The organism is Meridianimarinicoccus marinus (assembly GCF_040689105.1).
GTDB lineage: Bacteria > Pseudomonadota > Alphaproteobacteria > Rhodobacterales > Rhodobacteraceae > Meridianimarinicoccus > Meridianimarinicoccus marinus.
Genome location: NZ_JBFBVU010000013.1, coordinates 35,443 through 55,530, shown reverse-complemented (window position 1 = coordinate 55,530; position 20,088 = coordinate 35,443). Strand labels below are relative to the sequence as shown.

22 protein-coding genes and 1 tRNA gene are annotated in these 20,088 nt (G+C 64.5%); 9 read left to right on the top strand and 14 right to left on the bottom strand.

Going from position 1 to position 20,088, the window contains the following annotated elements; genetic code table 11:
• Nucleotide 1 precedes the first annotated feature (1 nt).
• Complete coding sequence (locus AB0T83_RS11730; RefSeq protein WP_366193244.1) at nt 2-1,735, top strand: IlvD/Edd family dehydratase; 1,734 nt, start codon at nt 2-4, stop codon at nt 1,733-1,735.
• Nucleotides 1,736-1,747: 12 nt separating this feature from the next.
• On the opposite strand, the gene AB0T83_RS11725 is transcribed toward AB0T83_RS11730, so the two are convergent.
• From AB0T83_RS11725 to AB0T83_RS11690, 8 genes are all read right to left on the bottom strand, one after another.
• Nucleotides 1,748-2,833: a M24 family metallopeptidase gene (locus AB0T83_RS11725; protein WP_366193243.1), complete on the bottom strand. Its 1,086-nt coding sequence runs from the start codon at nt 2,831-2,833 to the stop codon at nt 1,748-1,750.
• 68 nt (nt 2,834-2,901) lie between these two features.
• Nucleotides 2,902-4,050, bottom strand: coding sequence for a galactonate dehydratase (gene dgoD, locus AB0T83_RS11720; protein ID WP_366193241.1), 1,149 nt, complete (start codon nt 4,048-4,050; stop codon nt 2,902-2,904).
• Nucleotides 4,047-5,306: a CaiB/BaiF CoA transferase family protein gene (locus AB0T83_RS11715; protein WP_366193239.1), complete on the bottom strand. Its 1,260-nt coding sequence runs from the start codon at nt 5,304-5,306 to the stop codon at nt 4,047-4,049. Before AB0T83_RS11715 ends, dgoD begins: the two co-directional genes overlap by 4 nt.
• Nucleotides 5,303-6,088, bottom strand: a complete 786-nt coding sequence (locus tag AB0T83_RS11710) for an enoyl-CoA hydratase/isomerase family protein (protein ID WP_366193237.1) — start codon at nt 6,086-6,088, stop codon at nt 5,303-5,305. The genes AB0T83_RS11715 and AB0T83_RS11710 overlap by 4 nt, the downstream gene beginning before the upstream one ends.
• On the bottom strand, nt 6,088-6,936 hold the full coding sequence (locus AB0T83_RS11705) for a hypothetical protein (RefSeq protein ID WP_366193236.1): 849 nt from the start codon (nt 6,934-6,936) through the stop codon (nt 6,088-6,090). Before AB0T83_RS11705 ends, AB0T83_RS11710 begins: the two co-directional genes overlap by 1 nt.
• A gap of 5 nt (nt 6,937-6,941) precedes the next feature.
• The gene (locus tag AB0T83_RS11700) at nt 6,942-7,997 is read right to left on the bottom strand and encodes an ABC transporter permease (RefSeq protein ID WP_366193235.1); all 1,056 of its coding nucleotides are present in this window, start codon (nt 7,995-7,997) and stop codon (nt 6,942-6,944) included.
• Between the two features lie 22 nt (nt 7,998-8,019).
• Nucleotides 8,020-9,519, bottom strand: a complete 1,500-nt coding sequence (locus AB0T83_RS11695; protein ID WP_366193234.1) for a sugar ABC transporter ATP-binding protein — start codon at nt 9,517-9,519, stop codon at nt 8,020-8,022.
• 70 nt (nt 9,520-9,589) lie between these two features.
• Nucleotides 9,590-10,561 (bottom strand): substrate-binding domain-containing protein, encoded by a 972-nt coding sequence (locus AB0T83_RS11690; protein ID WP_366193232.1) that lies wholly within the window; start codon nt 10,559-10,561, stop codon nt 9,590-9,592.
• A gap of 91 nt (nt 10,562-10,652) precedes the next feature.
• Here AB0T83_RS11690 and AB0T83_RS11685 point away from each other — a divergent pair, with 91 nt between their 5' ends.
• On the top strand, nt 10,653-11,447 hold the full coding sequence (locus tag AB0T83_RS11685) for an SDR family oxidoreductase (protein WP_366193231.1): 795 nt from the start codon (nt 10,653-10,655) through the stop codon (nt 11,445-11,447).
• A gap of 41 nt (nt 11,448-11,488) precedes the next feature.
• Here the strand turns inward: AB0T83_RS11685 and AB0T83_RS11680 are convergent, their stop codons facing one another.
• From AB0T83_RS11680 to AB0T83_RS11670, 3 genes are all read right to left on the bottom strand, one after another.
• The gene (locus tag AB0T83_RS11680; RefSeq protein ID WP_366193229.1) at nt 11,489-12,562 is read right to left on the bottom strand and encodes a glycoside hydrolase family 88 protein; all 1,074 of its coding nucleotides are present in this window, start codon (nt 12,560-12,562) and stop codon (nt 11,489-11,491) included.
• Nucleotides 12,563-12,588: 26 nt separating this feature from the next.
• On the bottom strand, nt 12,589-13,338 hold the full coding sequence (locus AB0T83_RS11675; RefSeq protein WP_366193227.1) for a FadR/GntR family transcriptional regulator: 750 nt from the start codon (nt 13,336-13,338) through the stop codon (nt 12,589-12,591).
• Nucleotides 13,339-13,582: 244 nt separating this feature from the next.
• Nucleotides 13,583-14,683: a polysaccharide biosynthesis/export family protein gene (locus AB0T83_RS11670; protein WP_366193225.1), complete on the bottom strand. Its 1,101-nt coding sequence runs from the start codon at nt 14,681-14,683 to the stop codon at nt 13,583-13,585.
• 207 nt (nt 14,684-14,890) lie between these two features.
• Here AB0T83_RS11670 and AB0T83_RS11665 point away from each other — a divergent pair, with 207 nt between their 5' ends.
• From AB0T83_RS11665 to AB0T83_RS11645, 5 genes are all read left to right on the top strand, one after another.
• A complete protein-coding gene (locus AB0T83_RS11665; RefSeq protein ID WP_366193224.1) occupies nt 14,891-15,499 on the top strand; it encodes a riboflavin synthase in 609 nt (202 codons plus the stop codon).
• 80 nt (nt 15,500-15,579) lie between these two features.
• Entirely contained in the window at nt 15,580-16,686 is a 1,107-nt protein-coding gene (gene ribB / locus AB0T83_RS11660; protein ID WP_366193223.1) for a 3,4-dihydroxy-2-butanone-4-phosphate synthase, read from the top strand.
• Between the two features lie 4 nt (nt 16,687-16,690).
• Nucleotides 16,691-17,194 carry a 6,7-dimethyl-8-ribityllumazine synthase gene (locus tag AB0T83_RS11655; RefSeq protein WP_366193222.1) on the top strand — a complete coding sequence of 168 codons (504 nt, stop codon included), beginning with the start codon at nt 16,691-16,693 and terminating at the stop codon, nt 17,192-17,194.
• An 11-nt stretch (nt 17,195-17,205) separates the two neighbouring features.
• Complete coding sequence (gene nusB, locus AB0T83_RS11650) at nt 17,206-17,691, top strand: transcription antitermination factor NusB (RefSeq protein ID WP_366193221.1); 486 nt, start codon at nt 17,206-17,208, stop codon at nt 17,689-17,691.
• 105 nt (nt 17,692-17,796) lie between these two features.
• Nucleotides 17,797-18,114 carry a hypothetical protein gene (locus AB0T83_RS11645; protein WP_366193220.1) on the top strand — a complete coding sequence of 106 codons (318 nt, stop codon included), beginning with the start codon at nt 17,797-17,799 and terminating at the stop codon, nt 18,112-18,114.
• Nucleotides 18,115-18,341: 227 nt separating this feature from the next.
• Here the strand turns inward: AB0T83_RS11645 and AB0T83_RS11640 are convergent, their stop codons facing one another.
• Together AB0T83_RS11640 and AB0T83_RS11635 are read right to left on the bottom strand one after the other, a co-directional pair.
• Nucleotides 18,342-18,782, bottom strand: coding sequence for an SRPBCC family protein (locus AB0T83_RS11640; protein WP_366193219.1), 441 nt, complete (start codon nt 18,780-18,782; stop codon nt 18,342-18,344).
• Nucleotides 18,779-19,099, bottom strand: a complete 321-nt coding sequence (locus AB0T83_RS11635) for a metalloregulator ArsR/SmtB family transcription factor (RefSeq protein WP_366193218.1) — start codon at nt 19,097-19,099, stop codon at nt 18,779-18,781. Before AB0T83_RS11635 ends, AB0T83_RS11640 begins: the two co-directional genes overlap by 4 nt.
• A 108-nt stretch (nt 19,100-19,207) precedes the next feature.
• On the opposite strand from AB0T83_RS11635, the gene AB0T83_RS11630 reads away from it, so the two are divergent.
• Entirely contained in the window at nt 19,208-19,660 is a 453-nt protein-coding gene (locus tag AB0T83_RS11630) for an MmcB family DNA repair protein (protein ID WP_366193217.1), read from the top strand.
• Here the strand turns inward: AB0T83_RS11630 and AB0T83_RS11625 are convergent.
• Entirely contained in the window at nt 19,657-19,845 is a 189-nt protein-coding gene (locus AB0T83_RS11625; RefSeq protein ID WP_366193216.1) for a DUF6324 family protein, read from the bottom strand. The two genes, AB0T83_RS11630 and AB0T83_RS11625, sit on opposite strands and share 4 nt — an antisense overlap.
• Before the next feature lie 136 nt (nt 19,846-19,981).
• On the opposite strand from AB0T83_RS11625, the gene AB0T83_RS11620 reads away from it, so the two are divergent.
• A tRNA-His gene (locus AB0T83_RS11620) sits at nt 19,982-20,058 on the top strand.
• The last annotated feature ends 30 nt before the right edge of the window (nt 20,059-20,088 follow it).

Genomic DNA, 20,088 nt, shown 5'->3' with positions numbered 1-20,088 from the left:
CATGACTTCCGACAAGACGCCCAAACGCCGGTCTCAAGCCTGGTACGGCGGGATCAGCAAGGACACCACCATCCATCGCGCCTGGATGCTGAACCAGGGCACGCCGCCCGACAATTTCGACGGGCGGCCAGTGATCGGCATCTGCAACACATGGTCCGAGTTCACGCCCTGCAACGGACATCTGCGCGACCTGGCCGAACGGGTGAAGCGCGGGGTGCTGGAGGCCGGTGGCGTACCGTTCGAATTCCCGGTGATGTCGCTGGGCGAAAACAACATCCGCCCCACCGCCATGCTGTTTCGCAATCTTGCCTCGATGGATGTCGAGGAAAGCATTCGGGCCAACCCGATGGACGGCGTCGTCCTGTTGTGCGGCTGCGACAAGACCACGCCGTCGCTGGTGATGGGCGCGGCCAGTTGCGATCTGCCGACCATCGTGGTGTCGGGCGGCCCGATGCTGAACGGACGCCATCGCGGCTGCGAGCTGGGCTCGGGCACCGCCGTGTGGCGCATGGTGGACGAGTTGAAAGCGGGCAAGATCGGCCCGCAGGAATTTCAGGACGCCGAGCAGGGCATGGCCCGCAGCCCCGGGTCGTGCATGACCATGGGCACGGCATCGACCATGGCCAGCATGATGGAGGCCCTGGGGCTGGCCCTGCCGCAGAACGCGGCCACGCCGGCGGTAGACAGCCGGCGGCGGGTGCTTGCGCAGATGTCCGGCCGCCGCATCGTCGACATGGTGCGCAGCGACACGAAGCTGAGCGACGTGGTGCGCCGGGACAGTTTCGAAAACGCCATCCGGGTGAATGCCGCGATCGGGGGGTCCACCAACGCAATCCTGCACCTGATTGCCATCGCGGGCCGTCTTGAGGTGCCGCTGACCTCGGAAGACTGGGATGCGCTGGGACGCGACGTGCCGACGATCCTGAACCTGCAGCCCTCGGGCGCCTATCTGATGGAAGATTTCTACTATGCCGGCGGCCTGCCAGTGGTGATGAAATGGCTCGCCGACCGGGGACTGCTGCATCCCGATGCGGCCAGCGTTTCGGGCACCTCCATCGGCGCACAGGTGGCGGCGGCCGAGAATTACAACACCGACGTGATCCGGACCGAGGGCGACCCGCTGACCGAGAGCGGCGGCATCGCTGTGCTGAAAGGTAACCTCGCGCCGCTGGGCGCGGTGGTGAAACCAAGTGCGGCGACACCGGCGCTGATGACCCACACCGGTCCTGCCGTGGTGTTCGAGGATATCGAAGACTACAAGGCCCGGATCGACGATCCGGCGCTCGATGTGACCGCCGAGTCGATCCTCGTGCTGAAGAACTGCGGTCCCAAGGGCTATCCGGGCATGGCCGAGGTCGGCAACATGGCACTGCCCGCGAAATTGGCCCGCGACGGGGTCACGGATATGGTGCGGATTTCGGATGCACGCATGTCGGGCACCGCCTTTGGCACCGTGGTCCTGCACACCGCGCCCGAGGCTGCCGCTGGCGGTCCGCTAGCGCTGGTCCAAACCGGCGATGTCATCACGCTGGACGTGCCGCAGCGCAAGCTGCATCTGCATGTGAGCGAGGACGATCTGGCAACCCGGCGTGCTGCATGGACACCGCCCGAGATCGTCATGGCGGGCGGCTATCAGCGCCTCTATGTCTCATCGGTGTTGCAGGCCGACAAGGGCGTCGATCTGGATTTCCTGGTGGGCAAACGGGGGGCAGAGGTTCCGCGCGAGTCGCATTGACCGCGCAGGTCCTCAGAACATCGCCATCGCCTCGGCGCCCGCCCGCGTCACCCGCAGCATGAATTCGCAGCGGATGCCGCCCAGGCCGGGCACATAGCTGCCCGGTTCGACCATCAGCACCATGTTTTCCTCGATCATCGCGGTTTCATCCGGCACCAGCCGGGGCCATTCGTGGACCGAGGTTCCGATGCCGTGACCGGAATGGTGGGGATAGTAATACCCCTGTGACTTCAGATGCGCGCGCAGCCTGGCGTCGAATTCGCAAACCCGCAGACCGGGGCGCAGTTCCGACAGGGCCAGTTGCAGAGTGCCGAAACAGGCGTCATGCATGGCGCGGTAAGCTGCGGTTCCCTCGCCACCGACCACGAAACTGCTGCAACTGTCGCCCCAATAGCCCTGCACGCGCGGGGCCAGATCGCAGACCACCGGGTCGCCGGGCCGAAGCCTGTAGGCTCCGGGCGCCAGTCCCAGCGTTGCCGAACGCTCTACCCCGGCCAGGTATTCCCCGGCAAGCGCGCAGCGGACCCCGACCTCGGTCTCCATACGGGCGCGGATCGCGTTCAAAACATCGAGTTCGGAGCGGCCGGGGATCGAGGCGGTCGGGGCCTCGCGCTGGCCCATAGCCGCCACCACGGCGGCGCGGCGCAACAGGTTGATTTCCCGTGCGGTCTTGATCGCGCGCAGCCGCGCAAGGGGCCTGTCGATCACCCGCCGCTCGCCGGGCAGCAGGTCGGCTACCGCCGCCGTCAGGCTGGCCGGCTCCACCGCAACACGGCCCGCCACGCCAAGCCGTGCGATCATGTCTTGCACGGCCCGCAGGTAGTTGCCGATCTGGTCGGTCACGGCGCAGGCAAATCCGGGATAGGAGATTTCTTCCCACGGCCCGCCTTGGCCCGCATCGGTGTTTGGACAGACCAAACCCACGGCGCCGTCGCGGCTGACAAAGGCGATGGTCGGGCCGCCCGCGAAGGGGGAGAAGCCAATTTCCACCGGCACCACATGGCCGGTGGCGAAACACACGGAATCGGCGCCGGTCAGAATGGCCCAATCGGCGCCGATCTCGGCCAGAAGCCCGGCGATGCGTGTTGCGTTTTCCATGGTGTCCTCCCTGCACGGCGGTCCTGGCCGCGAATATCCTGTTGCGGTGCCTGACCCGCCAGACCGGTCTACCACTCGGAGATCGAGCCGTCCTTGTGCCGCCAGACCGGTGCCCGCCAGCGGTGGCCACGGGCCGCGCCTTCGCGCACCTTGGCCTCGTCGATCTCGATGCCCAGTCCGGGGCCAGAGGGGATGGCCAGAAACCCGTCCGCCACGCTGAGCCCGGCGCCGGGCATTGTATAGTCGCCCAGATCGCCCCCGGAATTATAGTGGATCCCGAGGCTTTGTTCCTGAATGAACGCATTGTGGCAGACCGCGTCCACCTGCAGGCAGGCGGCCAGTGCGATGGGTCCCAGCGGGCAATGCGGCGCAAGCGCCACGTCATAGGCTTCGGCCCAATGCCCGATCCGCACCATTTCCGAAATGCCGCCTACATGAGCGGTATCCGGGTTCAGGATGCTGGCCGCGCGCTTTTCCAGCACCGGCTTGAAGTCGTACCGCGAATGCAGGCGTTCGCCCACGGTCAGCGGGATCGAGGTGCCACGCGCCAGATCGGCCAGAAGGTCGATCTGGGTCGACACCACGGCGTCTTCCACGAACATCGGCCGCAGCGGCTCCAGCTCTTTCAGCAGAACGCGGGCCATGGGCCCATGCACCCGGCCATGGAAGTCGAAGGCCAGATCCATCGAGGCCCCCACGGCCTCGCGCAGGGCGAACAACTTTTTCAGGATGCCGTCGATCTTCGCGTAGCTGTCGATGATCTGCAGTTCCTCGCAGATGTTCATCTTGGCCGCGTCATAGCCCTGCGCCTGCAGACCGCGCACGCCCTCGATCAGGTTGTCGGGGCGGTCGCCGCCGACCCAGCAATAAGTGCGCACCTTGTCGCGGACCGGCCCGCCCAGCAGGGCATGGACCGGAGCGCCAAGTTGCTTGCCCTTGATGTCCCACAGCGCCATGTCGATGCCGGAAATGGCGCTCATCAGCACCGGACCGCCGCGATAGCAGCCGTTGCGATAGAGCATCTGCCAGATGTCTTCGATCCGGCAGGGATCGGCTCCGATCAGGAAATCCTCCAGCTCGGCAATCTTGGCGGCCAGCGTTTCGGCGTGGCCCTCCAGCACCGGCTCGCCCCAGCCTGACAAACCTTCGTCGGTTTCGATCTTCAGGAACAGCCAGCGGGGCGGCACCAGAAAGGTGCGCAGGGCGGTGATCTTCATGCCGTTGGGTCGTCCGCCAGAACCGTGCCGCTGTCCACCAGCCCCGAGATTTCATCCCCGTCGAAACCATAGGCGGCCAGCACATCCCGGCTGTCCGATCCATAGCGCGGCGCATGTTTCAGCTTCGGCGCGGGATTGTCTGAAAAGGCGATGCCCGGCGCGACAGCGGTATATTTTCCGCCCACGGGATGGTCCAGTTCCACCAGCCGGTTGCGGGTCTGTGGGTGGCTCAGGAAGGCGTCATAGTCGTTGACCACCACGCACCAGACCCCCAGCGGCGCAAGCAGATCGTCCCAGTGGCTGGCCGGGCCGGTCACCAGATGCGCCGCCACCTGATCGTAGATCCGGTCGCGCCATTGCGCCACGGCGGCGCCGTCCGATTGCTCGGGCCGGGCGGCCTTCATCTCGGCCAGAACCGGCAGGTCCAGCGCCTTGGACAACACGTCCAGATCGGCCTGCGCGATGGACAGGAATCCTTCCGCGCACTTGTAGATGCCATAGGGTGGTTCCTGATAGATCGACACCTGCGGCGAGGTTCCGCGCTGGGGCGGGGCGTCGGCGGCGAGGTAGGACATGATCTCCTGGCACTGCATCTCCATAATGGCGCCGATCATAGTGACCTTGACCTCCTGGCCCTGACCGGTGATCGAGCGCGCCACAAGGGCCGCAAGCACGCCTTCGCATACCATGTGCGAGGCCGAGACATCGACCATGTAGAGCGGGCTGGCCTGCGGCAGTTCACCGGCCTTGCCGCCGTTCATGGTCAGCCCGGTAAAGCTTTGCAGCAGCAGGTCCTGGCCGGGGCGATCCTTCATCGGGCCGTCCTCGCCATACCCCGAGACCGAACCATAGACGAGCCGCGGGTTGATCTTGCGCAGGGTCGCGTATTCGATCCCCAGTTTCGTCGCCACACGGGGGCGGAAGTTCTGGATCAGCACATCGGCCTGTTCGACCATCCGGTACAGAACCGCGCGCCCGGCGTCGGATTTCAGGTCCAGAACCAGCGATTTCTTGTTCTGGTTCAGGGTCACGAAACAGGTGGCATCGCCGAATTTCGTGATCCCGGCCATGGGCGCATGGCGCGAGAAATCGCCGCCGCCGGGCGCTTCGATCTTGATGATCTCGGCCCCCATCTCGCCCATCCGCTGGGTGCAGAGCGGGCCGGCCATGGCGATGGTCAGATCCAGGACCTTGTGCCCTTCGAGGGGCGCGCGGGCGGTGGTGGCGGTGTCGGGCATCACATGATCCTTCATCATCTTCCCTGGAACACGGGTTCGCGCTTTTCGCCGAAGGCGGCCATGCCTTCGCGGGCGTCTTCGGTCATCATGCACAGGGTGTAGCCGTCGTTTTCCATCGACAGCCCCTGTTCCAGAGAACTGCCCTGGCTGCGCTTGATGACGTTCTTGGCCGATTGCACGGCGATGGGCGGGTTGCGGGCGATCCGGTCGGCGATGGCGCGGGCGGTGGGCATCAGGTCGTCCACGTCGACGACACGCTGCACGAAGCCGACGCGGCAGGCTTCCTCGGCCGGGAACCGGTCGCCGGTCAGGATCCACAGGGCGGCATTGCCGAAACCGATCAGACGCGGCAGAACGGATGTGTTCCCGGCGCCGGCGTGCCAGCCGCGCTGCACCTCGGGCGCCCCGAAGGTCGAGCGCGGCGTGGCGATGCGGATGTCGCACATCATCGCCACCTCCAGACCGCCGCCCAGGCAATAGCCGTCGATGGCGGCAATGGCGGGTTTGCGCAGGCGTTGCAGCGGTTCGACATAGTCGCGGTCGTATTGGGCGCGGTTGCGGCCATCCCATGGTGTACCGAGGTCGTCGAGCATGTTCACATCGCTGCCCGCCGCAAAGGCCCGCTGGCCGGCACCGTCGATGATCAGCACCTTGACGTTGTCGTCGATGTCGATCTCGCGGCAGAGCTGGGCGATCCGGCTGCCCATGGCGGCGGTGATCGCGTTCATCTTCTCGGGGCGGTTGATCGTCAGATAGGCGATGCCGTCCTCGACGCGGTAGAGAATAGTGTCCTCTGACATCATCGGGCTCCTTCGTTGGTCTGTTCGGGGGGCAGCATCGTGATGACGATCTGCCAGTGTTCGGACTGACCCGGCTCCAGCCACATTTCGTGGCCTCCGGCGCGGGCATCGGCCAGGTTGTGGGCCGGGGCGGTGGTCGGCTCCAGCGCCATCTGGTGCAGGGGGGCTTCATTGGTGGGCCATCCGCCGAAGGCCATCCAGACACCGCAAAACGGCATCTGGTCGGCACTCCATTCAAGGCGGATGGCCCCATCGGTCCCGTCGATCCCCACGCTGGCGCGATCCTTGACGGTCCCGTATGTCTTCTGGGCCAAACCGGAATCGGTTCCCAGAACCTGTTCGGTGGCGGGTTTCGGCCCATGGTCGGACCAACGCCCGACACCGTCCAGCACAATGCGTTCGCCGGGCTGCGTGGCCAGCAACAGGTGCTGGCTCCACATCCACGGCATCCGGGTCTGCGTGGTGGCGGCGATGGCATAGTCGCACACCAGCCGCGGCCCCCGCAGCGTCAGGCGGCGCGAGAAGGTGAAGGCCGTGCCCTCATGGTGGCAGGCAAGCCCGGTATCGTCCCGTTTCACCGTCCATGGGCGGCCCCAGAGGTCACCGTGATCGCGCAGGTCGCGGCCCCAGTCGGGATCGGGGCAGGGGGCCACGGTGGGCGCGCATTCGTCCCAGCCGCGGGCCACATTCCCGCCATAGGCCGCGGCATCCCCCGCATCGCCCTCGCAGGCGCCGGCGATCAGCCAGTTGCGGCCGCTGCGGCGATCCACCAGATCGGTCACGCGGGCGCCGAAGTCGGGCGCGACGCGGACCAGGATCTGGTCGTTGGACAGGGTGAGCGACGACATGGTGATCACTTCCCGGCGGCGGCCAGACGCGATTGCAGCTTCTCGGCCCGTGCCAGACGCCACTGGCCAATGGCCACCGCCAGCACCAACAGCAGGCCCTTGGCGACCAGCTGATAGAAGGTCGCGATGCCCAGCAGGTTCATGCCGTTCGACAGGGTCGCCAGCAGCAGCACCGCCAGCATCGAGCCGACGATGGTGCCCTTGCCGCCCGCCATCAGCGCGCCGCCCAGAAAGACCGCCGTGATCGCCTCAAGCTCCAGCCCCTGGGTGCCCGATGCCGGTTGCCCCGAGGAGGTCCGTGCGGTCACGATGACCCCGGCCAGACCCGAGAGCGCCCCCGAGATCGCATAGATCGCATAGCGCATCCGTGTCAGGTTGATCCCCGCCAGCCGTGCTGCCACCGGGTTGCCCCCCATGGAATAGATCGAGCGTCCGAAGACTGTCGAGGTCATCACGAAATGCGCGGCAATGGCGACGAAGATCAGGATGATGAAGGCCACCGGAAGGCCGGGAAAGGTCTCGGTCTGGAACAGACGGCCCGAGCCCAGCCAGGCCAGGTTCTGGTCCAGCACCCCGATGGGGCGACCGCCGGGGGCGATCAGGAAGGCGACGCCGCGAAAGGCCGAAAACGTGGCCAGCGTGGCCACCACCGGGTTCACCCGCAGGATCGAGATGATGGTGGCATTGACCAGCCCCAGCACCACGCCGATGCCCATGCCGAAGGCCACGCCCCCCACGACCGTACCCAGTTGGGTGACCGTCAGGGCGCAGACGACCGAGGCGCAGCCGGCGATGGAACCCACCGAGATGTCCAGCCCCGCCGACACGATGACCAGCGTCATGCCGACCGCGATCAGCCCGACCACGGCCATGTTCTGACCGATGTTCATCAGGTTGCGCGGTGAAAAGAAGAATTCGGTCTGGGTCGTGATCAGCGCCACCATGATGACCAGCGCGATCATCAGCGACAGGTTCTCGGCGCCGACGAATTTGGTGATCCGCTTGAAGATGCTGACGCTGTCGGGCGACATCTGCGGCGCGGATTGTTCGGTAATGCTCACTGTCTTTTCCTCCGTGGGCATGTCAGGCGGCCCTGGTTCCGAGGGCAAAATTCACGATCGCCTCTTCGGTGGCGTCTTTCTTTTCGATGGGGTCCGAGATCATCCCGTCGCGCATCACGATGATGCGGTCGGACATGGACAGAAGCTCGGGCATCTCGGACGAGATCAACATGATCGCCATACCTTGCCTCGCAAGATCGTCGATCAGGCGATAGATCTCGGCCTTGGCGCCGACATCGACGGCTCGGGTCGGCTCATCGAGGATCAGCAGGCGCGGGGCGGCGGCCAGCCAGCGGGCCAGAACGACCTTCTGCTGATTGCCGCCCGAAAGTTTGCCGACCTCCTGTTCCATGCTCGGGGTCTTGATCTCGAGCTGGCGGATATAGGGCGCGACCTTGTCGATCATCGCGGGCGTGCGCAGGATGCCCCAGCGGGACAGCGCCGAAAAGACCGCCATCGAGGCGTTCTCGATCACCGAGCGGACCAGGATCAGCCCCTCGGCCTTCCGGTTCTCGGGCGCGAAGCCGATATTTGCGGCAATCGCATCGGCCGGTGACCGGATGTCCTTGTTCTCGCCGCAGATGCGGATCACACCGCCGGTGCGGGCGTATTCGCCGAACAGCACCTTGGCCAGTTCCGTACGCCCGGCGCCGACCAGCCCGGCAAATCCGACGATCTCTCCGGCGCGGATCCGGAAGCTGATGTTGTCGTGCCAGCGGCTGGACAGGTTCTCCACCTCCAGCACCACCTCGTCGGTGGTGACCTCCTGGCGCTTGTAGCCATGGGCGAGTTCGCGACCGACCATCAGGCGGACGATTTCCTCTTCATCGGTGTCGGCGATCATCAGGTTGCCGGTGGGCACGCCGTCCTTCAGCACGAACACCCGGTCGGCGATTTCCATCACCTCGTGCAGGCGGTGCGAGACATAGATGATGCCCAGCCCTTCCCGTCGCAGCTTGCGGATCAAGGCGAACAGGCGGTCGGCTTCCTTGGTGGTCAGCGACGAGGTCGGCTCGTCAAAGGCCACAACCTTCACGCCGTCCTTCAGGGCGCGCAGTATCTCGACGATATGTTGCTGCGCGGGCGACAGGGTGCGGCCCAGGGCGTCGATGTCCAGCACGCCGACAAAGCCGTAGCGTTCCAGCAGGTCATTGGTGATGCGCCGGATTTCGGCATGATCGACCCGTCCGCCAGAGCGGCGGGGATATTCGCCAATGAAGATGTTTTCGGCTGCCGAGATATGTGGCACGATCTCCGGCTCCTGCCGGACCAGGCGAAACCCGGCGTCGCGGGCTTCCAGCGGGCTGGCGTGGCTGACCTCGGCGCCATCCAGGAAGACCGCGCCTTCATCCAGCCTGTAGTCGCCGCAAAGGATTTTCAGCAGGGTCGATTTCCCGGCGCCGTTTTCACCGACAAAGGCCACGACCTCGCCGGGATGTACCTTCATGTTGACGTCGGACAGCGCCTTCACGCCGGGAAATGATTTGCCCACGCCCTGAACGTCGAGAATGGCAGACGACATGGTAGGGTCCTTCTTGTTCGAGAACTCTTGGGCGGACAGTGTTGAAACCGCCCGCCCGCGAGGGAGTTCATCAGTCGCAGGGCATCACGTCTGCATAGTTCGTCGGATCGACGATCGTGGTATTGGCCACCGATTTCAGCGGAAGCGGCGCGCCGGTTTCGATCGAGTTGATCAGGGTGCGCGCGGCGGCATCGCCCACGTCGGTGCCCGACAGGTAAAGCGCTGCCTTGAAGCCCGACGGGATTCCGGCTTTCCACGGGCGGCAGGCCTCATAGGCACCCAGACCCACGGCGATCACGTCATCGGGACCGTAGCCCGCGTTCTTCAGAGCGTTGTTGGCGCCCAGAACGCCTTCGTCGTTGCAGGCGAAGACCACCCATTTGTTGATGCCGGGATTGGAGGTCAGCACCGGACCGGTGGCGGCCAGCGAGGTGTCGGCGGTTCCGTCATAGGACACATGCACGATGCTGTCGGGGCTGGCACCCGCGGCGATCACCTGTTCCTGTGCGGCGTTGGTGCGGTCGTTGCAGACCGACAGGGTCTGAACCTCGACGCTGAGGATGCCGTATTTGGCGCCATCCAGCCAGCCGCTGGCGGCCAGAAGTTCGCCGGCGCGTTCACCCACGGCGGTGCCCATGGCGACGCCGTCGAAGCCCACGAAGGGCACCGGGCTGCCGTCTTCCTTCGTGATCGGATCATCGGTGGCGACCATCAGCACGCCGGCCTCTTCGGCGGCACGGGACACGGCCGGCCCCATGGCCTGATCCGGCGCGGTGATGCCGATGCCCTTGGCGCCCGAGGCGATGGCGTCCGACACGGCCGAGATCGCGAGGTTGGCGTCAAGCTCGACGTTGATGATCTTGGCGGTATAGCCGAGTTCCTCGGCGGCAGCCTTGAAGCCCTCGCCCTGGTCGATGAAGTATTGCTGGGTACCGCTCTTGTAGATCGCGACGATCTCCTTGTCCTCGGCCACGGCGGCGCCTGCAAGCAGGACAGCCCCGGACGCACTGGCAAGCAGAGCGGGTTTGATTTTGATGAGCATATTTTCCTCCCATAGGTGTTCTCATCCCGATGGGTAAAGGATATGATCTGTTTATCATACAAAGTCAACGCTTCGGTGTGGGAGGATACAAGTGCGCAGGCTGGAACAGAAAATTGCAATCGTGACCGGGGCAGGGCGGGGGATCGGCGCGGCCATCGCCCGTCGATTCGCCACCGAGGGCGCCCGCGTGGTCATCGCCGAGCTTGACCCGGAACAGGGGCAGCAAACCGCCACGGCCATCGCCGCCGAAACCGGGGCCGAGACGCTGTTCGTCCACACCGATATATCCGACGCGGCCAGTGTCGCGGCGATGCATGCCGCCACGGTCGCGCATTTCGGTCCGGTGGACGTTCTTGTGAACAACGCCGGCATCGCGGTGTTCCGGACGCCGTTGGAGACCAGTGACGACGACTGGGATCGCTGCATGAACGTCGATCTGAAAGGTGCCTGGACCTGCACAAAGGCGGTGCTGCCCGACATGGTGACCAAGCAGAACGGCGCGGTCATCAACATCATCTCGAACCACGCCTTCGCGATCATCAAGGGCACCTTTCCCTATCCGGTGGCCAAACACGGGCTGTTGGGGCTGACCCGGTCGCTGGCGTTGGAATATGCCGATCAGGGCATCGCGGTGAACGCAATCTCGCCCGGCTACACCGACACGCAGATCGCCGAGGATGATTTCCGCGCCACCGGCGATGCGGCGCGGGCACGGGCCAAGGTGGAAGCGATGCAGCCGGTGGGCCGCCTGTGCCAGCCCGACGAGATCGCCGCGGTGGCCGCCCTTCTGGCTTCGGAAGAAGCCCGCTTCATGATCGGCGAAAACATCGTCATGGACGGTGGGGTCACGATCCGGATGTATGACGACATCCGGGCGCTGGACTAGGCCGAGCGCCGGGGCCGTAACGGGCCCCGGCGCGCGCCGTTTCAGCCCAGAAACGCGGCGCGGGCCGCCACGGCGGTCAGCACCGGACCTTGTCCCCAGGGCACGATGCGATCCAGCGAAACGTGCCAATAGTGTTCGTCCACCAGCGCCGACATGACCGCCGCCGAGACGCCCCGCAGATTGCCGTCCTGATCCAGTTTATTGGTCATCGCACGGAACGCCTTTTCGGCAGGCTCAGCAAAGCTGTCCCCCAGAACGCCCTGCTTGATGCCGCGGAAAAAGGCCGTGGCCATAAAGGCCGCTGTCGAGGACTCGGGACCAGAGCGCGGTTCATGCACCATGCAGTGCCAGTTGCCGTCGGGCAGCTGATAGCGAACCATGGTCTCGGCCAGCGCCACGGCCTGTGTGCGCAGGACATCCGCCCCGGTTACGTCACCACAGAATTTCAGCACGTCCAGCATGCCCAGCAGCGCCCACCCCTGGCCGCGCCCCCAGCCGGGGATCTGCGAGTGTCCCAGCTTTTCCAGCCAGTAATGCCGGTAGGTGCCGGTGTCGTCATCATACAGGAACGGACGATAGCCAAGGATCTCGCGCACTGCGGCCTCGGCCCAATCGCCATCGGGATCGAAGCAGGACAAATGCGCGTAGAAGGGCGCGTCGAAATGCATGCAGTCCAGCCAGATCCCGGCACCGGGGTCGGCCATCAACTGCTGTTGCGCGTCTGACAGCGGCACGCCGCCATTGGGCTGACGCAAGGACCGCAACGTGTCCTCGAAGGTCACCGACACATCGCCGATCCGCCGCCGGCCGCGCAGATGCCGGGCCAGGTCCAGCACCGCATCCTTCAGCACCGCGTCGCCGGTGCGTTCGACGATATCGCACATGACGTGGCCGGGAGCAGTGTTGTCGTCGGGATGAAACGGATGCCGCCGGGTTGCCCAGGCGCGGAAGAACCCGTGGCTGAAATCGACCCACTTGGGATCGTCCAGAACGTCCGCCGCGGCCACCAGGCCTTCGAACCCCACGGAATCGCCGTAGAACCAGCCTTTGAACTCATGCGCCGCAAGGCGTTCGGCAACCGCCGCAATCAGCGCGGGCTGCAGCGTATCGGACATCTTCGTCTCCAGATTTTGACTTGGGATCAGGGGGAGTGTCGGGCCAGGCCTTCCTGCATGTCCCGAATGGCGCTTTGGATGACGCGGCGCATGGCGGTGCTGGCCCGTTCGGCGTCGCCATCCATGAAAGCGCGGTAGACGGCCTCGTGCAACTCGTGGCTTTCATCCATGCCGACCATCTCGGAGACATACCCCACGGCGGCCATCTGCAGGTCGATCGAGATGCTGAGCGAGGCCTCGATCACCGAGTACAATTGTTCCAGCAGTTCCGAACCGACGCATTCGATCAGCGCACGGTGAAAATCCAGATCGGAGTCGATGAAATTCTGCCGCTGTTCCGCCGCATCGGCCTCGGTATCCTCGGCCACCTCGACCTTGCGATCCCAGGTGGCCTGCACGCGCGCGCGCTGTTCCGGGGTGGCCATCTGGGTGGCGGTGAAAGCGATGCCCGGTTCCATCACCAACCGCACCTTCTGAAGGTCGTCCAGCAGCGTCAGGGTGTCGCCCGCCCTGATGCGCCAATCCATGACGTCAGGATCCAGCAACCGCCATTCGGCGCGCGGCGTGACGCGGGTGCCATCCGACGTGCGGCTGCGGATCAGTCCCTTGGCACCGAGGATACGGAAGGATTCGCGGACGACAGACCGGCTGACGCCCAATTCCTCGACCAGATCCGCCTCGCGGCTGATGGCTTCGCCCTCGGCCCAGTCGCCGCCGACAATGCGGGTGCCAAGGTTTTCCACCGCTGCCCCCAGAATCCCGCGGACTTCGATCACGCCGCCGATTGTGGCTTTCCGGCTAAGGGGGCTGCGTTTCATGATGGGACACCTCTCTTTTTGTAAGATAAACGTATAAATTGGGTTGGGCAAGCTGATATCCGTACCGCACGGCACAAGGACGCACGCACGGGATCACGCCCCTGCCGCGCAGTTCAGGCAAGAACATGGCGGGAGATGGCACGGGCCATTCAGCCTAAGGCAGCATCCCAAGAGATGCGCCGGTGCGATGCGGGATGCCGCGTCAGTTCGCGATGGTCTGGACCGACGCCACTGTTGTCAGCGATCCGAACACCGCCGAGACGGCCTTGTTGAACTGGCTGATCGGGGCTTCAGTGACATAAATGGTGTCTTCGTCGCGCACGGTGAAATTCCGCGCCGCGAACAGGCCTTCGCCGCTGGTCAGGTTGAAGATATAGGCAACCTGCTTGGCGCCTTGAAGGGTCTTCTGGCCGGTGACCCGGCGCGCCACGAACTCGGGCTCTTCACGCAGGATGAAAATGCCGGTGGGGTCGGCCGTCAAGGTGGACAGACCGCCGACCTGCGCCAGGGCCTCCATCGCCGACAGTTCCTGGCTTTCAAAGCGGATACGGCTTTGACGCCCGGTGGCACCGAGGGCCACGTAATAGCGTTCGTCGGCCTCGACCAGGATACGGTCCCCGGCCCGCAGGGCGATGTCATTGGCCGGGGTCTGGAACAGAGAGTTGAACCAGACCCGGCCCGACAGGTTGCCACGCAGGACAGTGACCTGGGCGATCTCGGGCTCGATGGTCACGCCCCCGGCGCGCGCCAGCATCGACGACAGGCGCCGGGTCGGCCGCTCGATGGGATAGACACCCTGCGCCCCGACGTTGCCCGAAACCGAAACCGTCGCGCCGTCGCCTGCGGTCCGGCTGATCAGTATCTGCGGGTCGGGGGTCTGCGCGCCCAGGATCTGGCTCAACTCGTCGCGAAGTTCCTCAGGGGTCTTGCCGGCGGCGGTGACGCGCCCGGCGTAGGGGACGAAGATTTTGCCTTCGCCATCCACCTGGATCTGGGTCAGCGGGGCAGGGGTGCCGGCCACTTCCAGCAGGCCTTCCTGTACGTTTTCCCAGATCATCATGCCCAACGTGTCGCCGGGACGGATTTCATCGGGTTGCAGCACCGGTGCATTGCGGAAGGAAGCCGAGAATCCCAGCGGCGGCGTGTATTCCGCCGCCCGCGCGATGCCCCTGTTGACCACGACGATATAGGTGTCGCCGTCACGCTGGACCGAGCTTTCGAAAACTTCGTCCTTGGTCGGTCCCGTCCGGGGGATGGCACCGTCGCAGGCCATCAGCCCCGTCAGCGCCAGGACAGCTACCACATTTCGTACGAAGTTGCGCATCATACCCACGACCTGCCTCAAAACCACTGGCGCGACCCTGACAAGTTTTTTCCCGAATGGCCAGTTCCGCACCGCGCCCTGCGCTGGAATGACCGCAAACTGTGGCGGCATGGAAACGCATGTCTTGCACCGGCGCCGCGCCGGAAGTAGGTCGGCACGGGCAGGATCGCACAAGGGAGATCAGACATGTTCACCGGCATCATCACGGATATGGGCGAGGTTGTCTCGGTCGAACAGGCGGGCGATCTGACCGCGCGCATCGCGACCTCCTATGATCCTGAAGGCATCGACATCGGCGCTTCAATCGCCTGCGACGGCGTTTGCCTGACCGCCACAGCCACCGGCCGCACCGACGACGGGCGCGGCTGGTTCCAGGTCGACATCTCGGCCGAGACCGTGTCCAAGACCAACATCGGCGCGGGCGGCTGGGCCATCGGCAAGATCCTGAACCTCGAACGTGCGCTGAAGGTCGGCGACGAACTGGGCGGGCACATCGTGTCAGGCCATGTGGATGGCGTCGCCCGGATCGTCGCGATGGCGGACGAGGGCGACAGCACCCGCGTCACCCTGCGCGCCCCAGAGGCTTTGGCCCGCTTCATCGCGCCCAAGGGCTCGGTGGCCTTGAACGGCACCTCGCTGACCGTGAACGAGGTTTCGGGCTGTGACTTCGGCATCAACTTCATCCCGCACACCAAAAGCGTCACCACATGGGGCCGGGCGCAGGTGGGCGATCCGGTCAACCTTGAGATCGACACTTTGGCCCGTTACGTCGCCCGTCTGCAGGACTGGGCATAACGCAGCGATCCCCCATCCCCGGCTCTGGCCAATCGCAGGGCGCTGGGGTAAGAGCACCGTCTACGGAAAGCGGAGTGACCATGTCCGAGACCGAAACCCATTACCGGGACGCCATTTCTTCGGTGGAAGAGATCCTAGAGGACGCGCGCAACGGGCGCATGTTCATCCTTGTGGATCATGAAGATCGCGAAAACGAAGGCGATCTGGTGATCCCGGCGCAGATGGCCACGCCGGAAGCCATCAACTTCATGGCAACTTACGGACGCGGGCTGATCTGCCTGTCGCTGACCGGCGAACGTGTCGATGCGCTGGACCTGCCGCTGATGGCTTCGGACAATTCCTCGCGCCATGAAACCGCCTTCACGGTATCCATCGAGGCACGTGAAGGGGTGACAACCGGCATTTCCGCCCATGACCGCGCACGCAGTGTGGCGGTGGCCATCGATTCCACCAAGTCAGCCGCTGATATCGCGACGCCGGGCCATATCTTCCCGTTGCGCGCCCGCGACGGCGGCGTGCTGGTAAGGGCCGGCCATACCGAGGCCGCAGTGGATATGGCCCGACTGGCTGGGTTGAACCCGTCAGGCGTGATCTGCGAGATCATGAACGATGACGGCACCATGGCGCGCCTGCCCGACCTGGTGGCCTTTGCCCAGAAGCACAACCTGAAGATCGGCACCATCAGCGACCTGATCGCCTATCGCCGCCGCCATGACAATCTTGTCACCGTCACCGAAGAACGCACCGTCACCTCGGAATTCGGCGGCGACTGGAGCATGCGCATCTATGCCGACACTGCCCATGGCGACGAACATATCGTTCTGATCAAGGGAGACGTGTCGGGCGATGATCCGGTGCTGGTGCGGATGCACTCGCTGGACCCGATGCTGGACGTGGTGGGGCTGGGCGAAACCGGCCGCGCCAGCGAGTTCGGTCAGGCCATGAAGGTGATCGCCAAGGAGGGCCGGGGCGTTCTGGTCCTGTTGCGCGACACCACCATGAAATTGCACACCGAAGATGCGACCTCGCCCCAGACGCTGCGCCAATACGGACTGGGCGCGCAAATCCTGTCGTCGCTGGGCCTGTCGCGGCTGATCCTGCTGACCAATTCGGCCAAGCCGAAGGTGGTCGGGCTGGACGCCTACGGCCTGAGCATCGAAGACACCCGTTCGATCCCGCTGGAGTAAGCCCATGGCCGGACAAGCTCATGAATCCCTGCCGACACCCCGTTTCGAGGGCGACGCGCCCCGGCTGCTGATCGTCGTGGCGCCCTATTACCGGGACATCGCCGATCAAATGGTGGCTGGCGCCCACGCCGAGATCGAGGCCGCCGGGGCGACCCATCAGACCATTGAGGTGCCTGGCGCGCTGGAAGTGCCCACAGCCATCCGCATCGCCTTCAATGCCGACAAGTTTGACGGGTTCGTCGCCCTTGGCTGCGTGATCCGGGGCGAAACCACCCATTACGACACTGTCTGCAACGACAGCTCCCGCGCCATCACACTGTTGGGCCTTCAGGGCGCCTGCATCGGCAACGGCATCCTGACCGTCGAGAACATGGATCAGGCGCAGGCGCGCGCCGAAGTCGCGGGCCAGAACAAGGGCGGCGGCGCGGCTGCGGCGGCACTTCACCTGATCGCGCTGACCCGTGCATTTGGCTCCTCCAGCAAGAAAGTCGGGTTCCGCCCGGAATGAACTGAACGCCCATGACCACTGACACGTCCCATAATCTGTCCGGCAACCAGCGGCGCAAACTGCGCTCGGCGGCCCGGTTCTTTGCCGTTCAGGCGCTGTTCCAGATGGAAACCACCGGGCAGACCTCGGAATCCGTCACGGCGGAATTCACCCACTACCGTTTCGGCGAGGAGTTCGAGGATTTCGACATGGCCGAAGCCGATGCCGGGCTATTCCGCGCACTGGTGACTGATGCGGTGAACTGGCAGGCCAAGATCGACCAGATGACCGACCGGGCGCTGGTGGCGAAATGGCCCATCGCGCGCATTGATCCGACCTTGAGGGCGTTGTTCCGCGCCGCCGGGGCCGAGATGCTGGAGCATGACACGCCGCCCAAGGTGGTCATCACCGAATTCGTGATCGTCGCCGAAGCCTTCTTTCCCGAAACCAAGGAACCGAAGTTCGTCAACGCGGTTCTGGATCACATGGCGCGCGAGGCCAAACCCGAGGCGTTCTGAACGCGCCTGCCGATTTTTCAGGCGATCCCGTGAATTTGACCCGGATTGGCTGGCAGACATATCGACTGCGCGCTATGTTTGAACGGTCAGAGGAAGGAGCCTCCCATGCCGTATCTCGTCCGTCTCTACATCAAGCAGGTCGCCATCGGCTATGCGATCTCGGCCGCGTTTGTGACCATGCTGCTGTATTTCAACGTCGCCAACCTCTGGCATCTGGTCACCCATGTGAATGTCGGGTGGATCGCGGTGCTGATGCTGTGGATCTTCAACGGGATTGTCTTCGCGGGTGTGCAATTTGCCCTGTCGCTGCCGCGCGGCCATGGCGAGGACGCGGGCAGTGGCGGCAAGCGCGATGCCCTGCCGGTGCTGCTGGCCGAACCCGTGCCGATCACGGTGAGGCCGCATTCGCGCCGTCCGCGCTGAGCAACTCCACCGAGACAAACGAAAAAAGCGGTCCCGAAGGACCGCTTTCTTGCTTTGTGACGGGCCCGCGCGCAACCGTGGAGGCGTATATTCCCGAGAACCTGTATATACAGGTGGGCGTCAGGTAACGAAGCCAGGGCCTCGCCAGAGCCAACTCCCTCGGAATTGATTAAGGCCACCGGAATGTTGCCACAGACACGGGAAGGGCAGCACCCGCCTCAGGGTATCTAGGCCGCTGGCTGCGCTTCTGCAAGGGGCGTGTCGTCCGAGAGTTGCCGAAGGTTCATCAGGAAGCCGTGCCAGCCCTTGTCGAGCGCCAGCAAAAGGCCGAACCCATCGCCTGTATCGGGCAGGCCGGAATGGCTCAGGCTCAGGCGCGTACCGCCGGCGATTTCCTCTAGCCGCCACTCCACGGTGCTCATGGCGCCATTGGCCGGGCCGACCGTGAAGGACCAACGCAGATAGTCGTGCGGGCGGGATTCCTCGACCGTGCCCCAGCACATCCGTTCGCCATCGGTCTGGCTGGACAATGTATAGGTGGCGCCGGCCACCATGTCGGTGTCCGAGGGGTGAAACCATGTGCCGAGTTTCTTGGCGTCGGTCAGATAGGTCCAGACGGCCTGTCTCGGCGCGGACAGGTAGATGGATTTCTCGATGGCAGCGGTCATTTCGCGTATTCCTTTTCAATGGCGGCTTTCAGGGCGTCCAGACGGTCATCCCAGAAGGCGTCGAAGTGGGCGAACCAGTCGATGACAGGGGCAAACCCACTCCGGTTCAATGTGTTGACCCGCGTTCTTCCTGCTGTCTCAACCGTGATCAGATTGCCTTCCTGCAAGATCGTCAGGTGCTTTTTCACGGCCGCGCGGGTGATGTCGAAGTTCTCGGCGACCTCGGCGATGGTCATGCCACCTTGGCTGAGCAGACCGAGAATCTCGCGCCGGGTTGGATCGGACAGGGCCCGGAAACAGGGCTGGGCATTTTGCATGGCGCCTCCTTGTGAAACCTTTCGGTATCACTAAATACGACACCATAAGGTATTACGTCAAGGATTTTTCGCCTTGCCCGATGTTCCCGTAATGTTCATTCTGGCTGCATGGACATGCAGCCCGACACCCTGACCCCCGGCCAACTGCTGGCACGCGGCACCTGCCGCCACCTGCGCCGGGCGCATGATTTCACCTGTGTCGAGGAAATGACCCTGAAAACCCGGCTGCGGGTCGATGTCATGGCCCTGGGTCCGAAGGGCGAGATCTGGGTGGTCGAATGCAAATCCGGGCTGGCCGACTATCGCGCCGACAGCAAGTGGGAGGGGTATCTCGACTATTGCGACCGGTATTTCTGGGCCGTGGACAGCGATTTCCCGACCGAGATCCTGCCCGCGGAAACCGGGCTGATCATCGCCGATGGCTATGATGCTGAAATCCTGCGCATGGGACCGGAAAGCAAACTGGCGGGGGCCCGCCGCAAGGCCCTGACGCTGCGCCTTGCGCGCACCGCCATGACGCGCCTGCACGGGTTTCGCGATGGCGATTTCGGGGGGCGTTAGGAGGTCTGCGCCGCTGCCTGTGCCGCGGCGGCCAGAATCTCTTCGGCAATCTCACGCGCTTCATCGACCTCGAAATCCATCGGAATCTCGATACCGTCGCTTTCCACAAAAATCCGGACCATCCCCTGATCGGTCGGACCGATCTGCAGATTCGCGGTAATGTCGCGTTCGTTGTTGATGCCCATGGACGCCTCCTGATGCCCGTTCGCTACCTTCGTTTTCGGGGCGAGGCAAGGGGATCATGTTTTCCCCGCAAAATGCGAAAAACCGCGTGACGCCCGCTTGCAATCGCCCAGACGCAGCGATAAACCCTCGCAACGTGCCGCCTTAGCTCAGTTGGTTAGAGCGCTGGATTGTGGATCCAGAGGTCCCCTGTTCAAGCCAGGGAGGCGGTACCATCCCCCTGATTTCCGTCACTTCCCGGTTGC